General features: G+C 70.4%; 17 protein-coding genes. 4 read left to right on the top strand and 13 right to left on the bottom strand.

Annotation, left to right across the window (positions count from 1 at the left end):
- Positions 1 to 13: 13 nt before the first annotated feature.
- From AC0N04_RS16835 to AC0N04_RS16795, 9 genes are all read right to left on the bottom strand, one after another.
- Complete coding sequence (locus AC0N04_RS16835) at positions 14 to 1,051, bottom strand: cupin domain-containing protein (protein ID WP_474283473.1); 1,038 nt, start codon at positions 1,049 to 1,051, stop codon at positions 14 to 16.
- 53 nt (positions 1,052 to 1,104) lie between these two features.
- Positions 1,105 to 2,307: a 3-hydroxybenzoate 6-monooxygenase gene (locus AC0N04_RS16830; protein ID WP_474283471.1), complete on the bottom strand. Its 1,203-nt coding sequence runs from the start codon at positions 2,305 to 2,307 to the stop codon at positions 1,105 to 1,107.
- A gap of 96 nt (positions 2,308 to 2,403) precedes the next feature.
- Positions 2,404 to 3,024 (bottom strand): hemerythrin domain-containing protein, encoded by a 621-nt coding sequence (locus AC0N04_RS16825; protein ID WP_474283469.1) that lies wholly within the window; start codon positions 3,022 to 3,024, stop codon positions 2,404 to 2,406.
- Positions 3,025 to 3,043: 19 nt separating this feature from the next.
- The gene (locus tag AC0N04_RS16820; protein ID WP_474283467.1) at positions 3,044 to 3,751 is read right to left on the bottom strand and encodes an ABC transporter ATP-binding protein; all 708 of its coding nucleotides are present in this window, start codon (positions 3,749 to 3,751) and stop codon (positions 3,044 to 3,046) included.
- Positions 3,744 to 4,496, bottom strand: coding sequence for an ABC transporter ATP-binding protein (locus tag AC0N04_RS16815; RefSeq protein ID WP_474283465.1), 753 nt, complete (start codon positions 4,494 to 4,496; stop codon positions 3,744 to 3,746). The genes AC0N04_RS16820 and AC0N04_RS16815 overlap by 8 nt, the downstream gene beginning before the upstream one ends.
- A complete protein-coding gene (locus AC0N04_RS16810; RefSeq protein ID WP_474283463.1) occupies positions 4,493 to 5,551 on the bottom strand; it encodes a branched-chain amino acid ABC transporter permease in 1,059 nt (352 codons plus the stop codon). The genes AC0N04_RS16815 and AC0N04_RS16810 overlap by 4 nt, the downstream gene beginning before the upstream one ends.
- A complete protein-coding gene (locus tag AC0N04_RS16805) occupies positions 5,548 to 6,405 on the bottom strand; it encodes a branched-chain amino acid ABC transporter permease (protein WP_474283461.1) in 858 nt (285 codons plus the stop codon). Before AC0N04_RS16805 ends, AC0N04_RS16810 begins: the two co-directional genes overlap by 4 nt.
- 73 nt (positions 6,406 to 6,478) lie before the next feature.
- Positions 6,479 to 7,648 (bottom strand): ABC transporter substrate-binding protein, encoded by a 1,170-nt coding sequence (locus tag AC0N04_RS16800; protein ID WP_474283459.1) that lies wholly within the window; start codon positions 7,646 to 7,648, stop codon positions 6,479 to 6,481.
- 150 nt (positions 7,649 to 7,798) lie between these two features.
- On the bottom strand, positions 7,799 to 8,269 hold the full coding sequence (locus AC0N04_RS16795) for a MarR family winged helix-turn-helix transcriptional regulator (protein WP_474283457.1): 471 nt from the start codon (positions 8,267 to 8,269) through the stop codon (positions 7,799 to 7,801).
- A gap of 199 nt (positions 8,270 to 8,468) precedes the next feature.
- Here AC0N04_RS16795 and AC0N04_RS16790 point away from each other — a divergent pair, with 199 nt between their 5' ends.
- From AC0N04_RS16790 to AC0N04_RS16780, 3 genes are all read left to right on the top strand, one after another.
- A complete protein-coding gene (locus AC0N04_RS16790; RefSeq protein WP_474283455.1) occupies positions 8,469 to 9,221 on the top strand; it encodes an MgtC/SapB family protein in 753 nt (250 codons plus the stop codon).
- Between the two features lie 7 nt (positions 9,222 to 9,228).
- A complete protein-coding gene (locus AC0N04_RS16785) occupies positions 9,229 to 9,819 on the top strand; it encodes an Lcl C-terminal domain-containing protein (RefSeq protein ID WP_474283453.1) in 591 nt (196 codons plus the stop codon).
- A gap of 64 nt (positions 9,820 to 9,883) precedes the next feature.
- Positions 9,884 to 10,345, top strand: coding sequence for a CopD family protein (locus AC0N04_RS16780; protein ID WP_474283451.1), 462 nt, complete (start codon positions 9,884 to 9,886; stop codon positions 10,343 to 10,345).
- Positions 10,346 to 10,377: 32 nt separating this feature from the next.
- On the opposite strand, the gene AC0N04_RS16775 is transcribed toward AC0N04_RS16780, so the two are convergent.
- A complete protein-coding gene (locus AC0N04_RS16775; RefSeq protein WP_474283449.1) occupies positions 10,378 to 10,647 on the bottom strand; it encodes a DUF3297 family protein in 270 nt (89 codons plus the stop codon).
- A gap of 68 nt (positions 10,648 to 10,715) precedes the next feature.
- Positions 10,716 to 11,426 (bottom strand): YebC/PmpR family DNA-binding transcriptional regulator, encoded by a 711-nt coding sequence (locus tag AC0N04_RS16770; protein ID WP_474283447.1) that lies wholly within the window; start codon positions 11,424 to 11,426, stop codon positions 10,716 to 10,718.
- 202 nt (positions 11,427 to 11,628) lie between these two features.
- Between AC0N04_RS16770 and AC0N04_RS16765 the strand changes: the two genes are divergently transcribed.
- Complete coding sequence (locus tag AC0N04_RS16765; RefSeq protein WP_474283445.1) at positions 11,629 to 11,874, top strand: CDGSH iron-sulfur domain-containing protein; 246 nt, start codon at positions 11,629 to 11,631, stop codon at positions 11,872 to 11,874.
- A gap of 47 nt (positions 11,875 to 11,921) precedes the next feature.
- Here AC0N04_RS16765 and AC0N04_RS16760 read toward each other — a convergent pair whose 3' ends face one another.
- Both AC0N04_RS16760 and AC0N04_RS16755 read right to left on the bottom strand, forming a co-directional pair.
- Positions 11,922 to 13,376, bottom strand: a complete 1,455-nt coding sequence (locus AC0N04_RS16760) for a glycoside hydrolase family 30 protein (protein ID WP_474283443.1) — start codon at positions 13,374 to 13,376, stop codon at positions 11,922 to 11,924.
- Positions 13,373 to 14,446 carry an ABC transporter ATP-binding protein gene (locus tag AC0N04_RS16755; protein WP_474283441.1) on the bottom strand — a complete coding sequence of 358 codons (1,074 nt, stop codon included), beginning with the start codon at positions 14,444 to 14,446 and terminating at the stop codon, positions 13,373 to 13,375. Before AC0N04_RS16755 ends, AC0N04_RS16760 begins: the two co-directional genes overlap by 4 nt.

Here is a 14,446-nt window from a genome sequence, read left to right as displayed (position 1 = left end):
TCGCGAGTTTCGTTCAGTCGCGCGTTTCGAACACACCGAGCTTCCTGTGCAGCGGCGTCTCGTCGGCCAGGAACAGGAAGGCGGGCCGGTCGGCATGGCGGTTGCGCAGCGTGACGGCGGTGTAGCCCGGCGCGCAGCAGGTGTCGGCCTCGGCCAGCGTGAAGCGGTCGGTGTCGATCTCGGCCTCGGCGCCGCCCTCGATCAGGTGAAACACGCTGGCGGGCGAACGTGCCGGCAGGCGCAGGGTCTGGCCGGGGCGCAGCATCAGCGCATAGAAGCCCAGGATGTTCTGGGCGTCGCCGCCGGTCTCGGGGTTGACGTAGCTGACCTGCACCGTGTCCTGGTCCGGCCGGTCGGCGGCCAGTGCCACCAACGCGGCGCGCGCCTCGGCCCAGGGGTAGCGCAGCATCGGGTAGGCCTTGGCCGAGCGCGTGAACACCGGCGTCGGCACGATGCCGCCGCGCGCATAGACCGCGTCGCCGCGGCCGGGGGCGACCGCCTGGCGCTGGCCTTCGATCGCGTACGAGGTCTCCATGTAGTAGACCAGCGGCAGGTCCAGCACGTCGAGCCAGACCACCGGCTCGCTGCCGTCGTGGCCGTGCTCGTGCCACAGGCCGGTGGGGGTCAGGATCAGGTCGCCGCGGCTCATCGGGCATTTCTCGCCGTCGACCGTGGTGTAGGCGCCCTCGCCTTCGACGATCATGCGCACCGCGTTGGGCGTGTGGCGGTGCGCGGGCGCCCATTCGCCGGGCAGCAGCAACTGCATGCCCAGGTACATCGCGGCGCTGGCCTTCATGTTGTCCAGCCCGTGACCGGGGTTGGCCAGCACCAGCACCCGTCGCTCGGCCTTCTCCATCGGCGTCAGCTCGCCGGCGCGCATCAGCAAGGGGCGCAGCGCTTCGTAGGACCAGCAGGTCGGGCGGGTGTTGGGGCGCGGCTTGCCGGGCGGCAGCACCGCGCGCAGGCTGGGCCACAGCGGCACGAGGTTGAGCTGGCGCAGGCTGTCGACGTAGTCGGCGGGCAGGTCTTCGAGGCGGCCGAGTTCATGCATGGGAATCTCCAGTTCGAATCAGGTGGACTTCGCGGGCGCGGGGGGAGGCAGGCTCAGGCGGCCGCCAGGCAGTTGCCGACGTTCCAGCCGTACAGCCATTCCATCGCGTCGTAGAAGCGCTCGGGCGTGCGGCCCTTCCACAGCTCGTTGCGGACCAGCCGCTCGACGCCCTTGGCGTGGTAGAGGCGGCCCATCTCGCGGCCCGACAGCACGATGCGGGCGGTGCGGGCGACGCGCGAGCGCTGGTACAGATCGAAGGCCTGGACGAAGTCGTTGCCCTTGACGCGCAAGGCCTCGCCCAGCGTGACGGCGTCTTCCAGCGCCATGCAGGCCCCCTGCGCCATGTACTGGGTGGTCGGGTGGGCCGCGTCGCCCAGCAGCGTGGTGCGGCCGAAGCTCCACTGGGCGATCGGCTCGCGGTCGGCGGTGGCCCAGCGCTTCCAGCTCTTGGGCAGGTCGATCAGCTGGCGGGCCTTGGGGCAGATGCCCTGGAAGTAGCTCTGCACCTCCTCGGCGCTGCCTTCGGTGACGCCCCACTCCTCGGTCTTGCGGCTGTGGAAGGTGACCACGACGTTGTACTGCTCGCCGCCGCGCAGCGGGTAGTGCACCAGGTGGCAGTTCGGGCCGACCCAGATGCTGGCGGCGTTCCACTGCAGGTCCTGCGGGAAGTCCTTCTTGTCGATCACCGCGCGGTAGACCACGTGGCCGGTGACGCGCGCCGGGTCGTTGACGTACTGCGCGCGCAGCACCGACTTGACGCCGTCCGCGCCGATCAGCGCCAGCCCGCGATGGGCCTGGCCGCGCTGGTCGAACACCGTCACGCCGGCGTCGTCCTGCTCGACGCGCTCCATGCGGGTCGAGGTCAGGAACTCGACCCGGCCGGTTTCCTCGGCGCCTTCGAGCAGCGAGCGGTGGACGTCGACGCGGTGGATCACCGCATAGGGGTTGCCGAAGCGCTGGCGGAAGGCCTCGCCGGTGGGGATCTTGCCGACCTGGAATTCGTCCAGCGCGTCGTGCATCACCATGTAGTCGGTGAAGACGGCGCGGGCGCGGGTCTTGTCGCCCACGCCCAGCGCGTCGAACGCATGGAAGGCGTTCGGGCCGAGCTGGATGCCGGCGCCGATCTCGCCGATCTCGGGCGCCTGCTCAAGCACCTTGACGGCGAAGCCCTGGCGCACCAGGGCCAGCGCCGCCGCCAGACCGCCGATGCCGCCACCGGCCACCAGGACCTGTTCGGGGGAGGAGGGGTTGCTCATGGTCGTCTCCTTTGGATGAGTGCTGATGATAAGTATGCTGACGATTAATGTCAACGATGCCGTCGGGTCGACGTGGGTTGAAATATCAGCGCCCGCTCAGCCGGCGCGAGGCGCCGCGGCGGGGTGCCGCTCGCCCAGGCCCCAGGGCTCGGGCACCAGGGTCACGATGCGGCGGTAGAACTGGCGGAACCACGCGTTGCTGTGGGTGGCGCCGCCCAGCAGCGGGTCGCCGTTGTCGGCGAAGGCGGCGGCCACGGCCTGCCAATCGGCGTCGGTCAGCACCTGGGCGGCCTTGGGCAGCACCACCGATTCTTCCAGCGCCATGTGCTCGAAGTGGAAATGCGCGTAGCGCTTCACCTGGTCGCTGAACGCCTGGACGGCGCCGGGGATCTCGGCCTGCATGCGCCCGAGCAGCGACTTCAGCGCGTCCAGCGGGGCGCGGCTGCCCGCGTGCTGGCGCCCGAGTTCGTCCAGCGTCGCGTCGATGTCGTGGCAGCGCTGGCGGATGCGCGGAAAGAGCTGCTGCTCTTCCTTGGGGTGATGCATCGCCTCGGGAAATTCGTCGATGTAGTAGAGGATGGACCACAGCAGCGGGTAGTCGGCATCCAGCCGGCCTGCCGCCACGTCGGTGGCCACGTGTTCGAGGGCGTCGATCACCGCGGCCAGCGTCTGGTGTTCGTTGCGGATGATCGCGAGGGCCTGGGCCTGGGCGGACATGGAGAGGCTCCGGAGGGGTTCAGTGCGCGGCCACGCCGAGCCAGCGGTCGAGCACGCTGGGATCGGCCACCAGCGGCTCGCTCGCGCCATGGTGCACCACCCGGCCGCGTTCCAGCACGATCGCGTCGCGCGTGATCGGCAGGATCTGGTGCGCGTGCTGCTCGACCAGGATCACCGCCATGCTGCCCTCGGCCACCATGCCGGCGATGATGGCCAGCAACTCCTGCACGATCAGCGGCGCCAGGCCTTCCAGCGGCTCGTCGAGCAGCAGCATCTTCGGGTTCAGCATCAGCGCGCGACCCATCGCCAGCATCTGCTGCTCGCCGCCCGAGAGCTGGTTGCCCATGTTCGCGCGCCGCTCGCGCAGCCGAGGGAAGGTGGCGTAGACCTTGTCCAGCGACCAGGCGCCGGGACGCGCGACCACGGTGAGGTTCTCTTCGACGCTGAGCGAGGGGAAGATGTCGCGTTCCTGCGGCACCCAGCCCAGCCCGGCGTGGGCGCGGCGGTGGCTGGGCACGGCGGCGAGATCGCGGCCGGCGAAGCGCAGCTGGCCGCGGGTCTGGCGGGTCGCGCCCATCAGCGTCGCCAGCAAGGTGGACTTGCCCATGCCGTTGCGCCCGAGCAGCGCCAGGCTGGCGCCCTCTTCGACGCTGAACGAGACCTCTTCCAGCACGTTGGCGCTGCCGTAGCCGGCCCAGACGCCCTCGACTTCGAGCAGCTTAGCCATGGGTCGCCTCTCCCAGATAGACCTGCTTGACCTGCGGATCCACCGCGATCTCGGCCGGCGTGCCTTCGGTCAGCAGCGCGCCGCTGACCAGCACCGAGATGCGGTCGGCAAAGCGGAAGACCAGGTCCATGTCGTGCTCGATCAGCACGATGGTCACGTCGCGCGGCAGCTGGGCGATGGTCTCGAACAGCTCGCGGCTCTCGGCGGTCGGCACGCCGGCCGCGGGCTCGTCGAGCAGCAGCACCTGGGGCTCGGCCGCCAGCGCCAGCGCGATCTCGATCAGGCGCTGCTTGCCGTAGGCCAGGTCGCGGGTCTGGACGTGCGCGACGTCGAGCAGCCGCAAGCGCGCCAGCAGCGCCGCCGCCGCGTCGATGGCTTCGCCGTGGGCCCCCACCGGCCGCCAGAAGCGCGCTCCCAGGCCGCGGCGCTCGCAGACCGCGAGCGTGACCGATTCGAGCACGCTCAGCTCGGCGAACAGCCGGTTGATCTGGAAGGTCCGTGCCAGGCCCCGCCGCACGCGCTGGTGCTGTGCCAGGCCGGTGACGTCCTCGCCGTTGAGGCGCACGGTGCCCGAGCTCGGCGTGAGAAAGCCGGTGAGCAGGTTGATCAGCGTGGTCTTGCCGGCGCCGTTGGGCCCGATCAACGCATGGCGCGCGCCCTGGACCACGTTCAGATCGACCTCGTTGGTGGCGACGAAGCCGCCGAAGCGCTTGACCAGCCGCTGGGTTTGCAGCGCGATGTTCATGCGTCCCCCCCGGTGCGCGCCCGTGTGCGCCGCCCGACCCGGTCGCCGAGCCGGCGCAGCGCGCCCATCAGGCCGTCGCGGGCGAACAGCACCACCGCGATCAGCACCAGGCCCAGCCAGAATTGCCAGTACTGCGGGTTCAGGTCGGACAGCAGGTGGTGCACCGTCATGAAGACCACCGCCCCCAGCATCGCGCCGTACAGGCTGCCGGTGCCGCCGAGCACCAGCATCAGCAGCAATTCGGCCGAGCGCGAGAAGCTCAGCACGTCGATCGACACGAACTGCGTGGTCTGGGTCAGCAGGCCGCCGGCGATGCCGGCGTAGGCCGCGCCCAGCGTGTAGACCGCCACAAGGCGCGCGTTCACCGAGGTGCCCAGCGCCGGCATGCGAAAGGCGTTGAGGCGGATGCCGTGCAGCGACAGCCCGAAGGGCGAGTGCACGATGCGCCGGGCGATCCAGAACAGCAGGAACAGCACCGCCAGCACGTACAGGTAGGCCACCTTGCCGTACAGGTCGAAGGCGAAGCGGCCCAGCACCGGCCCCACCTCGATGCCTTGCAGGCCGTCCAGCCCGCCGGTGACGCTGGTCAGCTTGTTGGCGATGACGTACAGCATCGACGCGACGCCGAGCGTCACCATCAGCCGGGTCAGGTCGGCGCCCCGCAGCACCAGGAAGCTGGTGACGAAGCCGGCCGCCGCGGCGACCAGGCCGGCCCCGGCCAGGCCCAGCAGCGGATCGCCCCAGCCGTGCTGGGCCATCAGGCCGGCCGCATAGGCGCCCAGGCCGAAGAACGCGGCATGGCCCAGCGAGACGATGCCGGCGTAGCCCAGCACCAGGTCCAGCGACATCACCAGCAAGGCGGTGATCAGGATTTGCGAAAGCAGCGCCAGGTCGTCGGGAAAGACGACATAGGCCGCGACCGGCAGCAGCCAGAACGCGAACTCGGGCAGGCGCCAGCGCGCGGCGCGGACCAGCGGCGACGCGTCGAAACCGGCCAGCGCCGGCGTGCCGGCCGCCCGGCCGGGCGGGGAGGAGACAGGATCCATGGCGTTCATTTCGCGGCGCGTCGGCCGAACAGCCCTTGCGGGCGCAGGATCAGCGTGACCACCATCACGGCGTAGATCACGAAGGCGCCGACCTGCGGCAGGTAGTACTTGCCGGCCACGTCGCAGACCCCCAGGATCAGCGAGGCCCACAGCGAACCGACGATGTTGCCGCTGCCGCCGACCGCCACGACGATCAGGAAGTAGACGATGTATTTCACCGGGAACTCCGGGTCCAGCCCCAGCATCTCGATGCCCATCGCGCCGCCCAGGCCGGCGAGCGCCGAGCCGAGCGCGAAGGTCAGCACGAAGACGCGGTCGACGTCCAGGCCGACGCCGCGCGCCGCGCGCGGGTTGTCGACCGAGGCGCGCAGCTGCGCGCCGAAGCGGGTGCGCGTGACCAGCCACTGCAGCGCGGCCGCCAGCACCGCGCCGGTGACGATCAGGAACAGGCGGTAGACGCCCATGTCCAGCCCGGGCAGGTGCCACTGGCCGGACAGCATCGGCGGCAGCTGCATCGCCTGCTGCTGCGCGCCGAAGAAGTAGTTGGCGGTGGAGATCGCGACGAACACCAGGCCGATCGAGAACAGCACCTGGTCCAGCGGCGACGCGCCGTAGAGGCGCCGGTACAGCGTGCGCTCCAGCACCACGCCGGCCACCGCCGAGGCCAGCGCCGCCAGCGGCAGCGCGGCCAGGAAGGGCACGCCGAAGCGGTCGAGCAGCACGATGAAGACGTAGCCGCCGAGCATGGCGAACGCCCCGTGCGCGAGGTTGACGAAGTTCATCAACCCCAGCGTCACCGACAGGCCCACGCTGATCAGGAACAGCAGCATGCCCGCCGCGAGGCCATCAAACAGGACGGTCATGGAATGCCTGGCGCTTCAGAGGCTTCAGTGAAAAGGCAGAGGGCGGGGACGCCCTCCGCGCCGCAGGGACCGCTCAGGGCTTGCCCGGATCCTTGAAGTCCGGAACCTGGTCGAACTCGACGTTCTGCAGCTCGCCGCCGACGCGCTCGACCTTGCGGATGTAGATCGTCTGCACGATGTCGCGGGTGGCCGGATCGATCGTGACCGGGCCGCGCGGGCTGGTCCACTTCATGCCCTTGGCGGCGGCGATGAACTTGTCGCCGTCGGTGCTGCCGCCGGTCTTGTTCAGCACCTCGGCAATCAGGTGCATGCCGTCATAGCCGCCGACCGACATGAAGTTCGGCCGGTCCTTGGGGTAGGCCTTGAGGTAGGCAGCGGTGTAGGCCTTGTTCTCGGGCGAGACATGGGCCTGCGAGTAGTGGAACGAGGTGATCAGGCCCAGCGCGTTGTCGCCCAGCGCGTCGAGGATGTCCTCGTCGGTCAGGTCGCCGGTGGCGATCAGCTTGATGCCGGCCTTGGCCAGGCCACGCTCGGCGAAGCCCTTCATGAAGGCCACCGTGCCGGCGCCTGGCGGCAGGAACAGGAACACCGCGTCGGGCTTGGCGTCCTTGATGCGCTGCAGGAAGGGACCGTAGTCGGGGTTGCTGACGGGCGCCTTGACCTCGTCGACGATCTGGCCGCCGGCGGCGACGAAGCTCTTCTTGAACTGGCCGCCAGCGTCGTAGCCGGGGCCGTAGTCGGCGATCAGGATGAACACCTTCTTGATGCCGTTCTTGGCCGCCCAGGTGGCGATCGGCGCCGAGTTCTGCGGCAGCGTCATCGAGGTGCGCACGATGTAGGGCGACTTGGTCGTGATCGCCGAGGTCGCGGCGTTCATCACCACCATCGGCTTCTTGGCCTCGGTGGCCAGCGGCGCGACGGCGAAGGCCGACGGCGTCAGGCCGAAACCGGCCAGGATGTCGACCTTGTCCTTGATCACCAGCTCCTGCGCCAGGCGCTTGCTGACGTCGCCCGCGGTGCCCGGGCTGTCGTCCTTCAGGATCAGCTCGATCTTGCGGCCGCCGTAGGTGTCGCCATGGGTGGCGAGGTAGAGCTTGACGCCGTGCTCGATCTGCTTGCCGTAGGCCGCGAACGGGCCGGACATCGGCAGCACGAGACCGATCTTGACGGCATCGGCCGCCCAGGCGGCGCCGCTCAGCAAGGTGCCCAGGGCCAGGGCGATCAGGGGGGTCTTCAGACGCATGGGTTTGTCTCCAGAGGGGCTTGTTGCAACGGGATCATCGGCAGTGTATCCAGCACATCTAGTACACATATCGTCCGTATACACATCATCAGTGTCACGACTTCATGATGCAGATCAAATAGGTGGAAACCCGGTGTCCAGGCGCCGCACTCAGCCTTCGCTGGGCGCGCGGCTCAGCTCGTTGTTGGCGTCGACGACGGTCTTGAGCATCGCCAGGAAGCGCGGCCGGTCCGCCGCCGCCAGCGGCGCCATCATGCGCTGCTGTGCCTTGAGCATGCCCGGCATCGCCTGGGCCAGCAGCCTGGCGCCGGCCGGGGTGACGTGCAGCAGCCGCACCCGGCGGTCGCTGGGCGAGGTCTGGCGCACGATCAGCTCGCGCCGCTCCAGCCGGTCGATCACGCCGCCGATGGTCGAGGTGTCGAAACCGATCGTGCCGGCCAGCGTGCGCTGGTCGAGACCGGGCTGGCGGTGCGCCGCCGACAGGGCCGCATACTGCACCGGGGTGATGCCGTGGGCCTGGGTTTCCTCGAGAAAGAGCGCCACCGCGATCTGCTGCAGGCGCCGGATGTAGTAGCCCGGCTGCTCTTCCAGGACGGCCGTTTCGGCCTTGTTCTTGGGCATCGATCCGCTCCTGATCTGGGGGCCGCGCGGCCCGCTCGTCCCGCATCATGGTCTTGATGCTCATGATCAGTATACGGTGGACTTGCGTCGCGCACGAGTTCGCCTCGAAAGCCCGGCCTTTTCCGGCGAACGACGCCGGCCGGCGGATTCAAGATGAAGTCTTCTCCGCGAGCCGCGCCCGCTCCGACCTGCCCAGCCCATGACCCTCTTCGAGATCCGCGACCTTCTGGCGGCCTACTGGTCCGCCAGCGAGGTCGCCACCAACCTGCTGGTGTTCCTCAACCTGGCGGGCGCACTGGCGCTGGGCGCCCTGGTCGGCTACGAGCGCTCGTACCACGGCCGCGCCGCCGGCATGCGCACCTATGGCCTGGTGTGCATGGCGTCGACCGGGCTCACCGTGGTGGCCGGCTACCCGGCGTTCTGGTATGGCGGCCACTCGGCGATCACCTTCAACGCCCAGCCCACGCAGGTGATCCAGGGCATCGTCACCGGCGTCGGCTTTCTCGGCGCCGGCGTGATCATGAAAGAGGGCCTGAACATCAGCGGCCTGACGACCGCGGCCTCGATCTGGACCGCCTCGGCGATCGGCGTGCTGATCGGCGTCGGCTTCTATGCGTCGGCGATCCTGCTGTCGGTGCTCAGCGCGATGACGATGATGTGGGGCAGCCGCCTGGAGGGCTGGCTGCCGTCGCATCAGGCGCTGGGCCTGAGCCTGCGCCTGGCCTCGGGCGGCGAGCTGGACCTGCCCGCATTCGACCGCTTCATGCGCGACCACAGCTACGAGATCGCGCCGGGCTCGCTGTCGGTGCAGCACGCCGACGGCCGATCCGAGTGGAAGCTGGTCGCGGTGGTGGTGGACCGGCACCGCGCGGCCTCGCTGCACGCGCTGGCGCACGATCTCCAGGCGCTGCAGGCGCTCGAGCGCTTTTCGATCACCCACGCACGCAATTGACCCCACCATGACCACACCCTCTTGCCGCAGGCGGTCACCGGCCCGGCTCGCCCGCGCGGCCGGGCTGCTCGCCTGGGCCGCGGCCAGCGCCGCCTGCGCCGCCCCGCCGCCGCCCTGGGTCGTGACCGACGACGGTCAGGGCGTGACCTCCCCGGGCGGCACGCTGATCTGGTCGCGCTGCGTGCAAGGCATGCAGTGGACCGGCAGGACCTGTGCCGGCCAGCCGGCGCTGGCGACGCGGGGCGAGGCCATCGCGTGGGCCGCCGCGCGCCGCCGCACCGACGGCCTGGACTGGCGGCTGCCGCGCGTCACCGAGCTGCAGAAGCTGGCCGAGCCGCGGGCCCGCCCGCCCGGCGTCGACGCCCGGCTGTTCCCGGCGGCGCCCACCGGCTGGTACTGGTCCGCGACGGCCCGCGTAGACACCGCGGCGGTCAACCCCTACCACTACGGCAACATCCGCCAGGGCATCACGCCGCAGAACGCCAACCACCTGGGCTTCCTGCAAGGCTGGGCGGTGAACCTGGACAGCGGCGAAGGACGCGACGACGTGCTCAAGTCGACGCGGCTGCCGGTGCGCCTGGTGCGCTCCGCGCCCTGAGCCCGCGCGGGATCGCGCCCGGGCCGGACCGGCACGCCGCATGCGGTAAGCTGGGCGCTGCCCCATGACCGATGCGCTCCATCCCCTCTTGCTGCTGCTCCACCTGCTCGCCGCCGCCGCGTGGGTGGGCGGCATGTTCTTCGCGCATGTCGCGCTGCGGCCGGCCGCGGCCGAGGTGCTGGAGCCGCCGCAGCGCATCCGCTTGATGGCCGCCGCGCTCGGGCGGTTCTTCCGCCTGACCGTCGTGTCGGTGGCGGTGATTCTCGCCACCGGCCTGGTCCTGCTGCTGCGCGTCGGCATGGCGCAGGCGCCGCTCGGCTGGCATGTCATGCTGACGCTGGGCCTGGTCATGGCGATGGTGTTCGCCTACATCGCGCTGGCGCTGAATCCGCGGCTGCAGGCGCACGCAGCGGCCGGCGCCTGGCCGCAGGCCGCCCAGGCGCTGCAGGCGATCCGCCGCCTGGTGTCGCTGAACCTGCTGCTGGGCGCCTGCGCGATCGCCGCGGCGGTTTCCGCACGGGCCTAGGCCACGCGCCGCGCGGTACCGCCTTCAGGCCTTCAGAGGTAGAAGGCCTCGACGCTGCCGTTCAGCTTGATCAGCAGCGGCTGGCCCTTGCGGTCCACCTTGTTGCCGACCGGCACGCGGATCCAGCCTTCGCTGACGCAGTATTCGGCCACGTCGAAGCGCTCCTTGCCGTTGAAGCGGATGTGCACGTCGCGCTCGAACGCCGCGGCCACATGGTAGGGGCTGCGCACGTCGGTGGAGAGCCGGTCGGGCAGCGGTGCGGCCGCGGCCGTGGACGAGGTGTCGGGGGTGGGTTCGGTCATCGCGTTCATCTCACTCGGTCTGTCAAGTCATCCGTCATCGGCCGCAGGCCGGACGGGCGGTGCCTGCCTCAGCCCTGCAGGCCGGCAAACACCTGCTGCACGTCTTCGTTGGCATCGAGCGCGGCCAGGAAGGCTTCCACCTCGTCGAGCTGCTCGGCGCTCAGGCTGGCCGGGTCGACCGGGTTCCGGGGCCGGTAACCCAGCTTGGCCGACACCACCTGGAAGCCCTGCGCCGGCAGCGCCCGGCTGACCAGGTCCAGGTCGGCCGGATCGGTGAAGAACATCGTCGCACCGTCGTCGGCGGGCGCCAGGTCCTGCGCGCCGGCCTCGATGGCCGCCATCTCCGGATCGGCGCCGGCCAGCGCCGGCTCGGCCTCGATCATGCCGACGTGGTCGAAATCCCAGGCCACCGAGCCCGAGGTGCCCAGCTGGCCCTTGCGGAACAGCACCCGCATGTCCGATGCCGCGCGGTTGACGTTGTCGGTCAGGCACTCGACCATCACCGGCACCCGGTGCGGCGCGAAACCCTCATAGACCGCGTGCTCGAAATGCACCGCCTCGCCGGTCAGCCCGGCGCCCTTCTTGATCGCGCGCTCCAACGTGTCCTTGGGCATCGAGACCTTGCGCGCCTGCTCGACCACCAGCCGCAGCCGGGCATTCGCCGCCGGATCAGCCCCGTGGCGCGCCGCGATCATGATGTCCTTGGCCAGCTTGCCGAACAGACGGCCCTTGGCGTTGGCCGCCAGGTCCTTGTGCTTTGCCTTCCATTGCGCGCCCATCGCCCACCTTCCGTTGCGTTGCCGACCCGTCGCCCCCGCGGCGCGCGGGCTGATGGCGGTCGACGCGCCGTCAACGTCGCGCCGGGGGCGTGACGGGTGGCGGATTTTAGGCGACGGCCCGGGCCGGCCCTCTTGTGCCCCGCCGCGTTTCGCACGACAGTGGGGCGCATTCCCGCCTTCGCCACCCCAGGAGAGATCGACCATGGCCTTGCCCGTCCGAGCGTCCGATACCCCTTTCGCCGTCGCCGTGGAGCAAGGCAAGGACTACTGGTGGTGTGCCTGCGGCCAGAGCAAGAACCAGCCGTTCTGCGACGGCTCGCACAAGGCGGCCGGCGAATTCACGCCCGTCAAGTACACCGCGCCGGACAGCACCACGGTGTACTTCTGCGGCTGCAAGCGCAGCGCCCACGCGCCGCTGTGCGACGGCTCCCACAAAACGACCCCCTGAAGCGGCCTGGCGTGCCGGTCATGGTCCGGTCCGGCTGACCGGCGGGCTCAGGGCCGCGCGCGCCACACGAAGGTGGCCACGCTGTCGGCCGGCATCGACGCGTCGAACGCCATCGCTCCGTAGGCGATGCGGATCGGCCGCACGGCCGGCGTGGCGTTGCAGGCGATCAGCACGATCGAGGCGTCGTCGGCGTTCTGGAAGGCCACGCTGTCGAGCGTGCCGGCCTCGGTCGTCGACCCGATGCGCCGGGCGCCGGGGCGCACGAAACGGCTGGCATGCGCCAACGCGTAGTACTCCAGGTTGCGGGTCACTTCGCCGGTGCGGGAATCGATCGTGACGACGCCGCGGCAGTCGGTGCAGCCGCCCAAGTGCGGGCCGTGCTGCTCGTCCAGCGCGAGGTTCCACAGCAGCACGCCGCGCGCCCAGTTGCGGGTGCTGCCGATGACGATGTTGCGCACCATCCACGGCAGGGTCTCGGGCCAGTTCGGCTTCCACTCGCCGCCCGAGCACTCGGTGAACCAGGTGTCCTGGTCGGGAAAGGCGTCGTGCACGCGGCCTTGCGCCGACGGCTCGCCGTCATAGCAATGCCAGCCGACGCCGGACACCTGCTCGCGGGCGCGCGGATCCGCCAGCACCGCCAGGGGCGATTCGGGGTGGTCCCAGTTGTGGTCGTACTCGATGATCCGGGTCGCCAGATGGTGCTGGCGCAGCAAGGGGCCCAGGTAGCGGCCATCGAGCTCGGCCCGCGCCGCGGGCGGCACCAACATGCCCGGATAGTCCTTGGGTTCGAACCCGGGTTCGTTCTGCACCGTGAGGGCGAACACCGGCACGCCCTCGTCGCGCATCGCCTCGACATAGCGCACCAGGTAGCGCGCATAGGCCTCGAACCGGTCCGGGCGCAGCGCACCCTTGATCAGGCTGTCCGAGGTCTTCATCCAGCCGGGCGCGCTCCAGGGCGAGGCCATGACCTTCAGCGCCGGGTTGATGGCCAGCGCCGCGCGGGCCAGCGGCAGCACTTCGGCGCGCTGCGGCGCGAGCGAGAAATGCGCCAGTTCCGGATCTTGCTGGCCCGGGGGGCGATCGTCGAAGCTGTAGTCGCTGAGCGAGAAATCGCTGGCGCCGATGCTCAGCCGCGTGAAGCTCAGGCCCAGCCCGCCACGATCGCGTCCGAACAACTCCTGCATCAGCGCCTCCCGCTGGGACGGGCTCATGCGGTGCATCATCAGCCAGGCCGACGCGTCAGTGAGCGCGGCCCCGAAGCCGACCATCGTCTGGTACTGCCGGCCGGGATCGACCACGATCGTGGCCGGCGCCGGCCCGGCTGGCGCGAAGGCCAGGCCGGACACCGGTGCCAGCAACTGCGTCCGGTCGCCGCTGGTCACCCAGGCCTGCACCGGCCAGGCGCCGGCCCGGGCCGCCGACAGGCACAGACCCAGCAGCAACGCTGCAGCGGCACGCGCCGCCAGCGCCCCGGCCTTGCCGGGCAGGGTCGCCGGCCTCACAGCCGGTGCCCCTGCTGCCGGTCGAACAGCGAGATCCGGCGCGGGTCGATGTCGAAGCGGACCGCCTGCCCGGTCGCCCAGTCGCCCGCTTCGTGGGCCACGGCCGCCAGGCTCCGATCGCCCTGCTTCAGCCACAGGACCTGATGGTTGCCCATCGGCTCGATCAGCTCCACCGTGGCCGCCCACGGCCCCGCCGCGCTCAGCTGGACATGCTCGGGCCGCACGCCGAGCACGGCCGGGTGGCCGGTGTCGACCGGCCCGCGCAGGCCCGCCTCGGCCACCGCCACGCTCAGCCCGGGCGCGTCGAAACGCAGCCCGCCGCTGCCGTGGTGCAACTGCCCGTCGATGAAGTTCATGTTGGGCGAGCCGAGGAAGCCCGCGACGAAGAGGTTCGCCGGCCGCTCGTAGACCTCGGCGGGGGCACCGATCTGCTGGATCTTGCCCTCGCGCATCACCACGATGCGCGAGGCGAGCGTCATCGCCTCGACCTGGTCGTGGGTCACGTAGATCATCGTCGCGCCCAGTCGCTGGTGCAGCAGCTTGAGCTCGCGCCTCAACTCGGTCCGCAGCTGGGCGTCCAGGTTCGACAGCGGTTCGTCGAACAGGAAGACGTCGGCTTGCCGGACCAGCGCGCGGCCGATCGCGACCCGCTGGCGCTGGCCCCCGGACAGCTGCGCCGGCTTGCGCCGCAGCAAGGGGCCGAGCTGCAGCATCTCGGCGGTCCGGGACACGCGCTGCCGGATCTCGGCCTTGGGCACGCCGCCGACCTGCAGGCCGAACGACATGTTGCGCTCCACCGTCATCGTGGGATAGAGCGCGTAGGACTGGAACACCATGCCGATGCCGCGCTCGCTGGGCTCGGCCCAGGTCATGTCGACGCCGCCGATCTCGATCCGGCCCTCGGCGACCTCGTTGAGCCCGGCAATGCAGTGCAGCAAGGTCGACTTGCCGCAGCCCGACGGGCCGAGCAGCACCAGGAATTCCCCGGCCAAGGCTTCCAGGTCCAGGCCCGACAGCACCTCGTGGCTGCCGAAGCGGACCTTCAAATTGCGGACGCGAACACCTGTCAT

The sequence above is a fragment of the Ideonella sp. sgz306126 genome (assembly GCF_056032705.1).
The sequence above is the reverse complement of the archived record's forward strand: the minus strand, read 5'-3'. Positions and strand labels throughout refer to the sequence as shown.

Bases quoted from the DNA above. Each gene is read 5' to 3' on its own strand.
- AC0N04_RS16815 (WP_474283465.1), bottom strand. From the start codon at position 4,496: ATGAACATCGCGCTGCAAACCCAGCGGCTGGTCAAGCGCTTCGGCGGC.
- AC0N04_RS16835 (WP_474283473.1), bottom strand. From the start codon at position 1,051: ATGCATGAACTCGGCCGCCTCGAAGACCTGCCCGCCGACTACGTCGAC.
- AC0N04_RS16820 (WP_474283467.1), bottom strand. From the start codon at position 3,751: ATGGCTAAGCTGCTCGAAGTCGAGGGCGTCTGGGCCGGCTACGGCAGC.
- AC0N04_RS16810 (WP_474283463.1), bottom strand. From the start codon at position 5,551: ATGAACGCCATGGATCCTGTCTCCTCCCCGCCCGGCCGGGCGGCCGGC.
- AC0N04_RS16775 (WP_474283449.1), bottom strand. From the start codon at position 10,647: ATGACCGAACCCACCCCCGACACCTCGTCCACGGCCGCGGCCGCACCG.
- AC0N04_RS16825 (WP_474283469.1), bottom strand. From the start codon at position 3,024: ATGTCCGCCCAGGCCCAGGCCCTCGCGATCATCCGCAACGAACACCAG.
- AC0N04_RS16780 (WP_474283451.1), top strand. From the start codon at position 9,884: ATGACCGATGCGCTCCATCCCCTCTTGCTGCTGCTCCACCTGCTCGCC.
- AC0N04_RS16770 (WP_474283447.1), bottom strand. From the start codon at position 11,426: ATGGGCGCGCAATGGAAGGCAAAGCACAAGGACCTGGCGGCCAACGCC.
- AC0N04_RS16755 (WP_474283441.1), bottom strand. From the start codon at position 14,446: ATGACAGGTGTTCGCGTCCGCAATTTGAAGGTCCGCTTCGGCAGCCAC.
- AC0N04_RS16790 (WP_474283455.1), top strand. From the start codon at position 8,469: ATGACCCTCTTCGAGATCCGCGACCTTCTGGCGGCCTACTGGTCCGCC.
- AC0N04_RS16805 (WP_474283461.1), bottom strand. From the start codon at position 6,405: ATGACCGTCCTGTTTGATGGCCTCGCGGCGGGCATGCTGCTGTTCCTG.
- AC0N04_RS16830 (WP_474283471.1), bottom strand. From the start codon at position 2,307: ATGAGCAACCCCTCCTCCCCCGAACAGGTCCTGGTGGCCGGTGGCGGC.
- AC0N04_RS16795 (WP_474283457.1), bottom strand. From the start codon at position 8,269: ATGCCCAAGAACAAGGCCGAAACGGCCGTCCTGGAAGAGCAGCCGGGC.
- AC0N04_RS16765 (WP_474283445.1), top strand. From the start codon at position 11,629: ATGGCCTTGCCCGTCCGAGCGTCCGATACCCCTTTCGCCGTCGCCGTG.
- AC0N04_RS16785 (WP_474283453.1), top strand. From the start codon at position 9,229: ATGACCACACCCTCTTGCCGCAGGCGGTCACCGGCCCGGCTCGCCCGC.
- AC0N04_RS16800 (WP_474283459.1), bottom strand. From the start codon at position 7,648: ATGCGTCTGAAGACCCCCCTGATCGCCCTGGCCCTGGGCACCTTGCTG.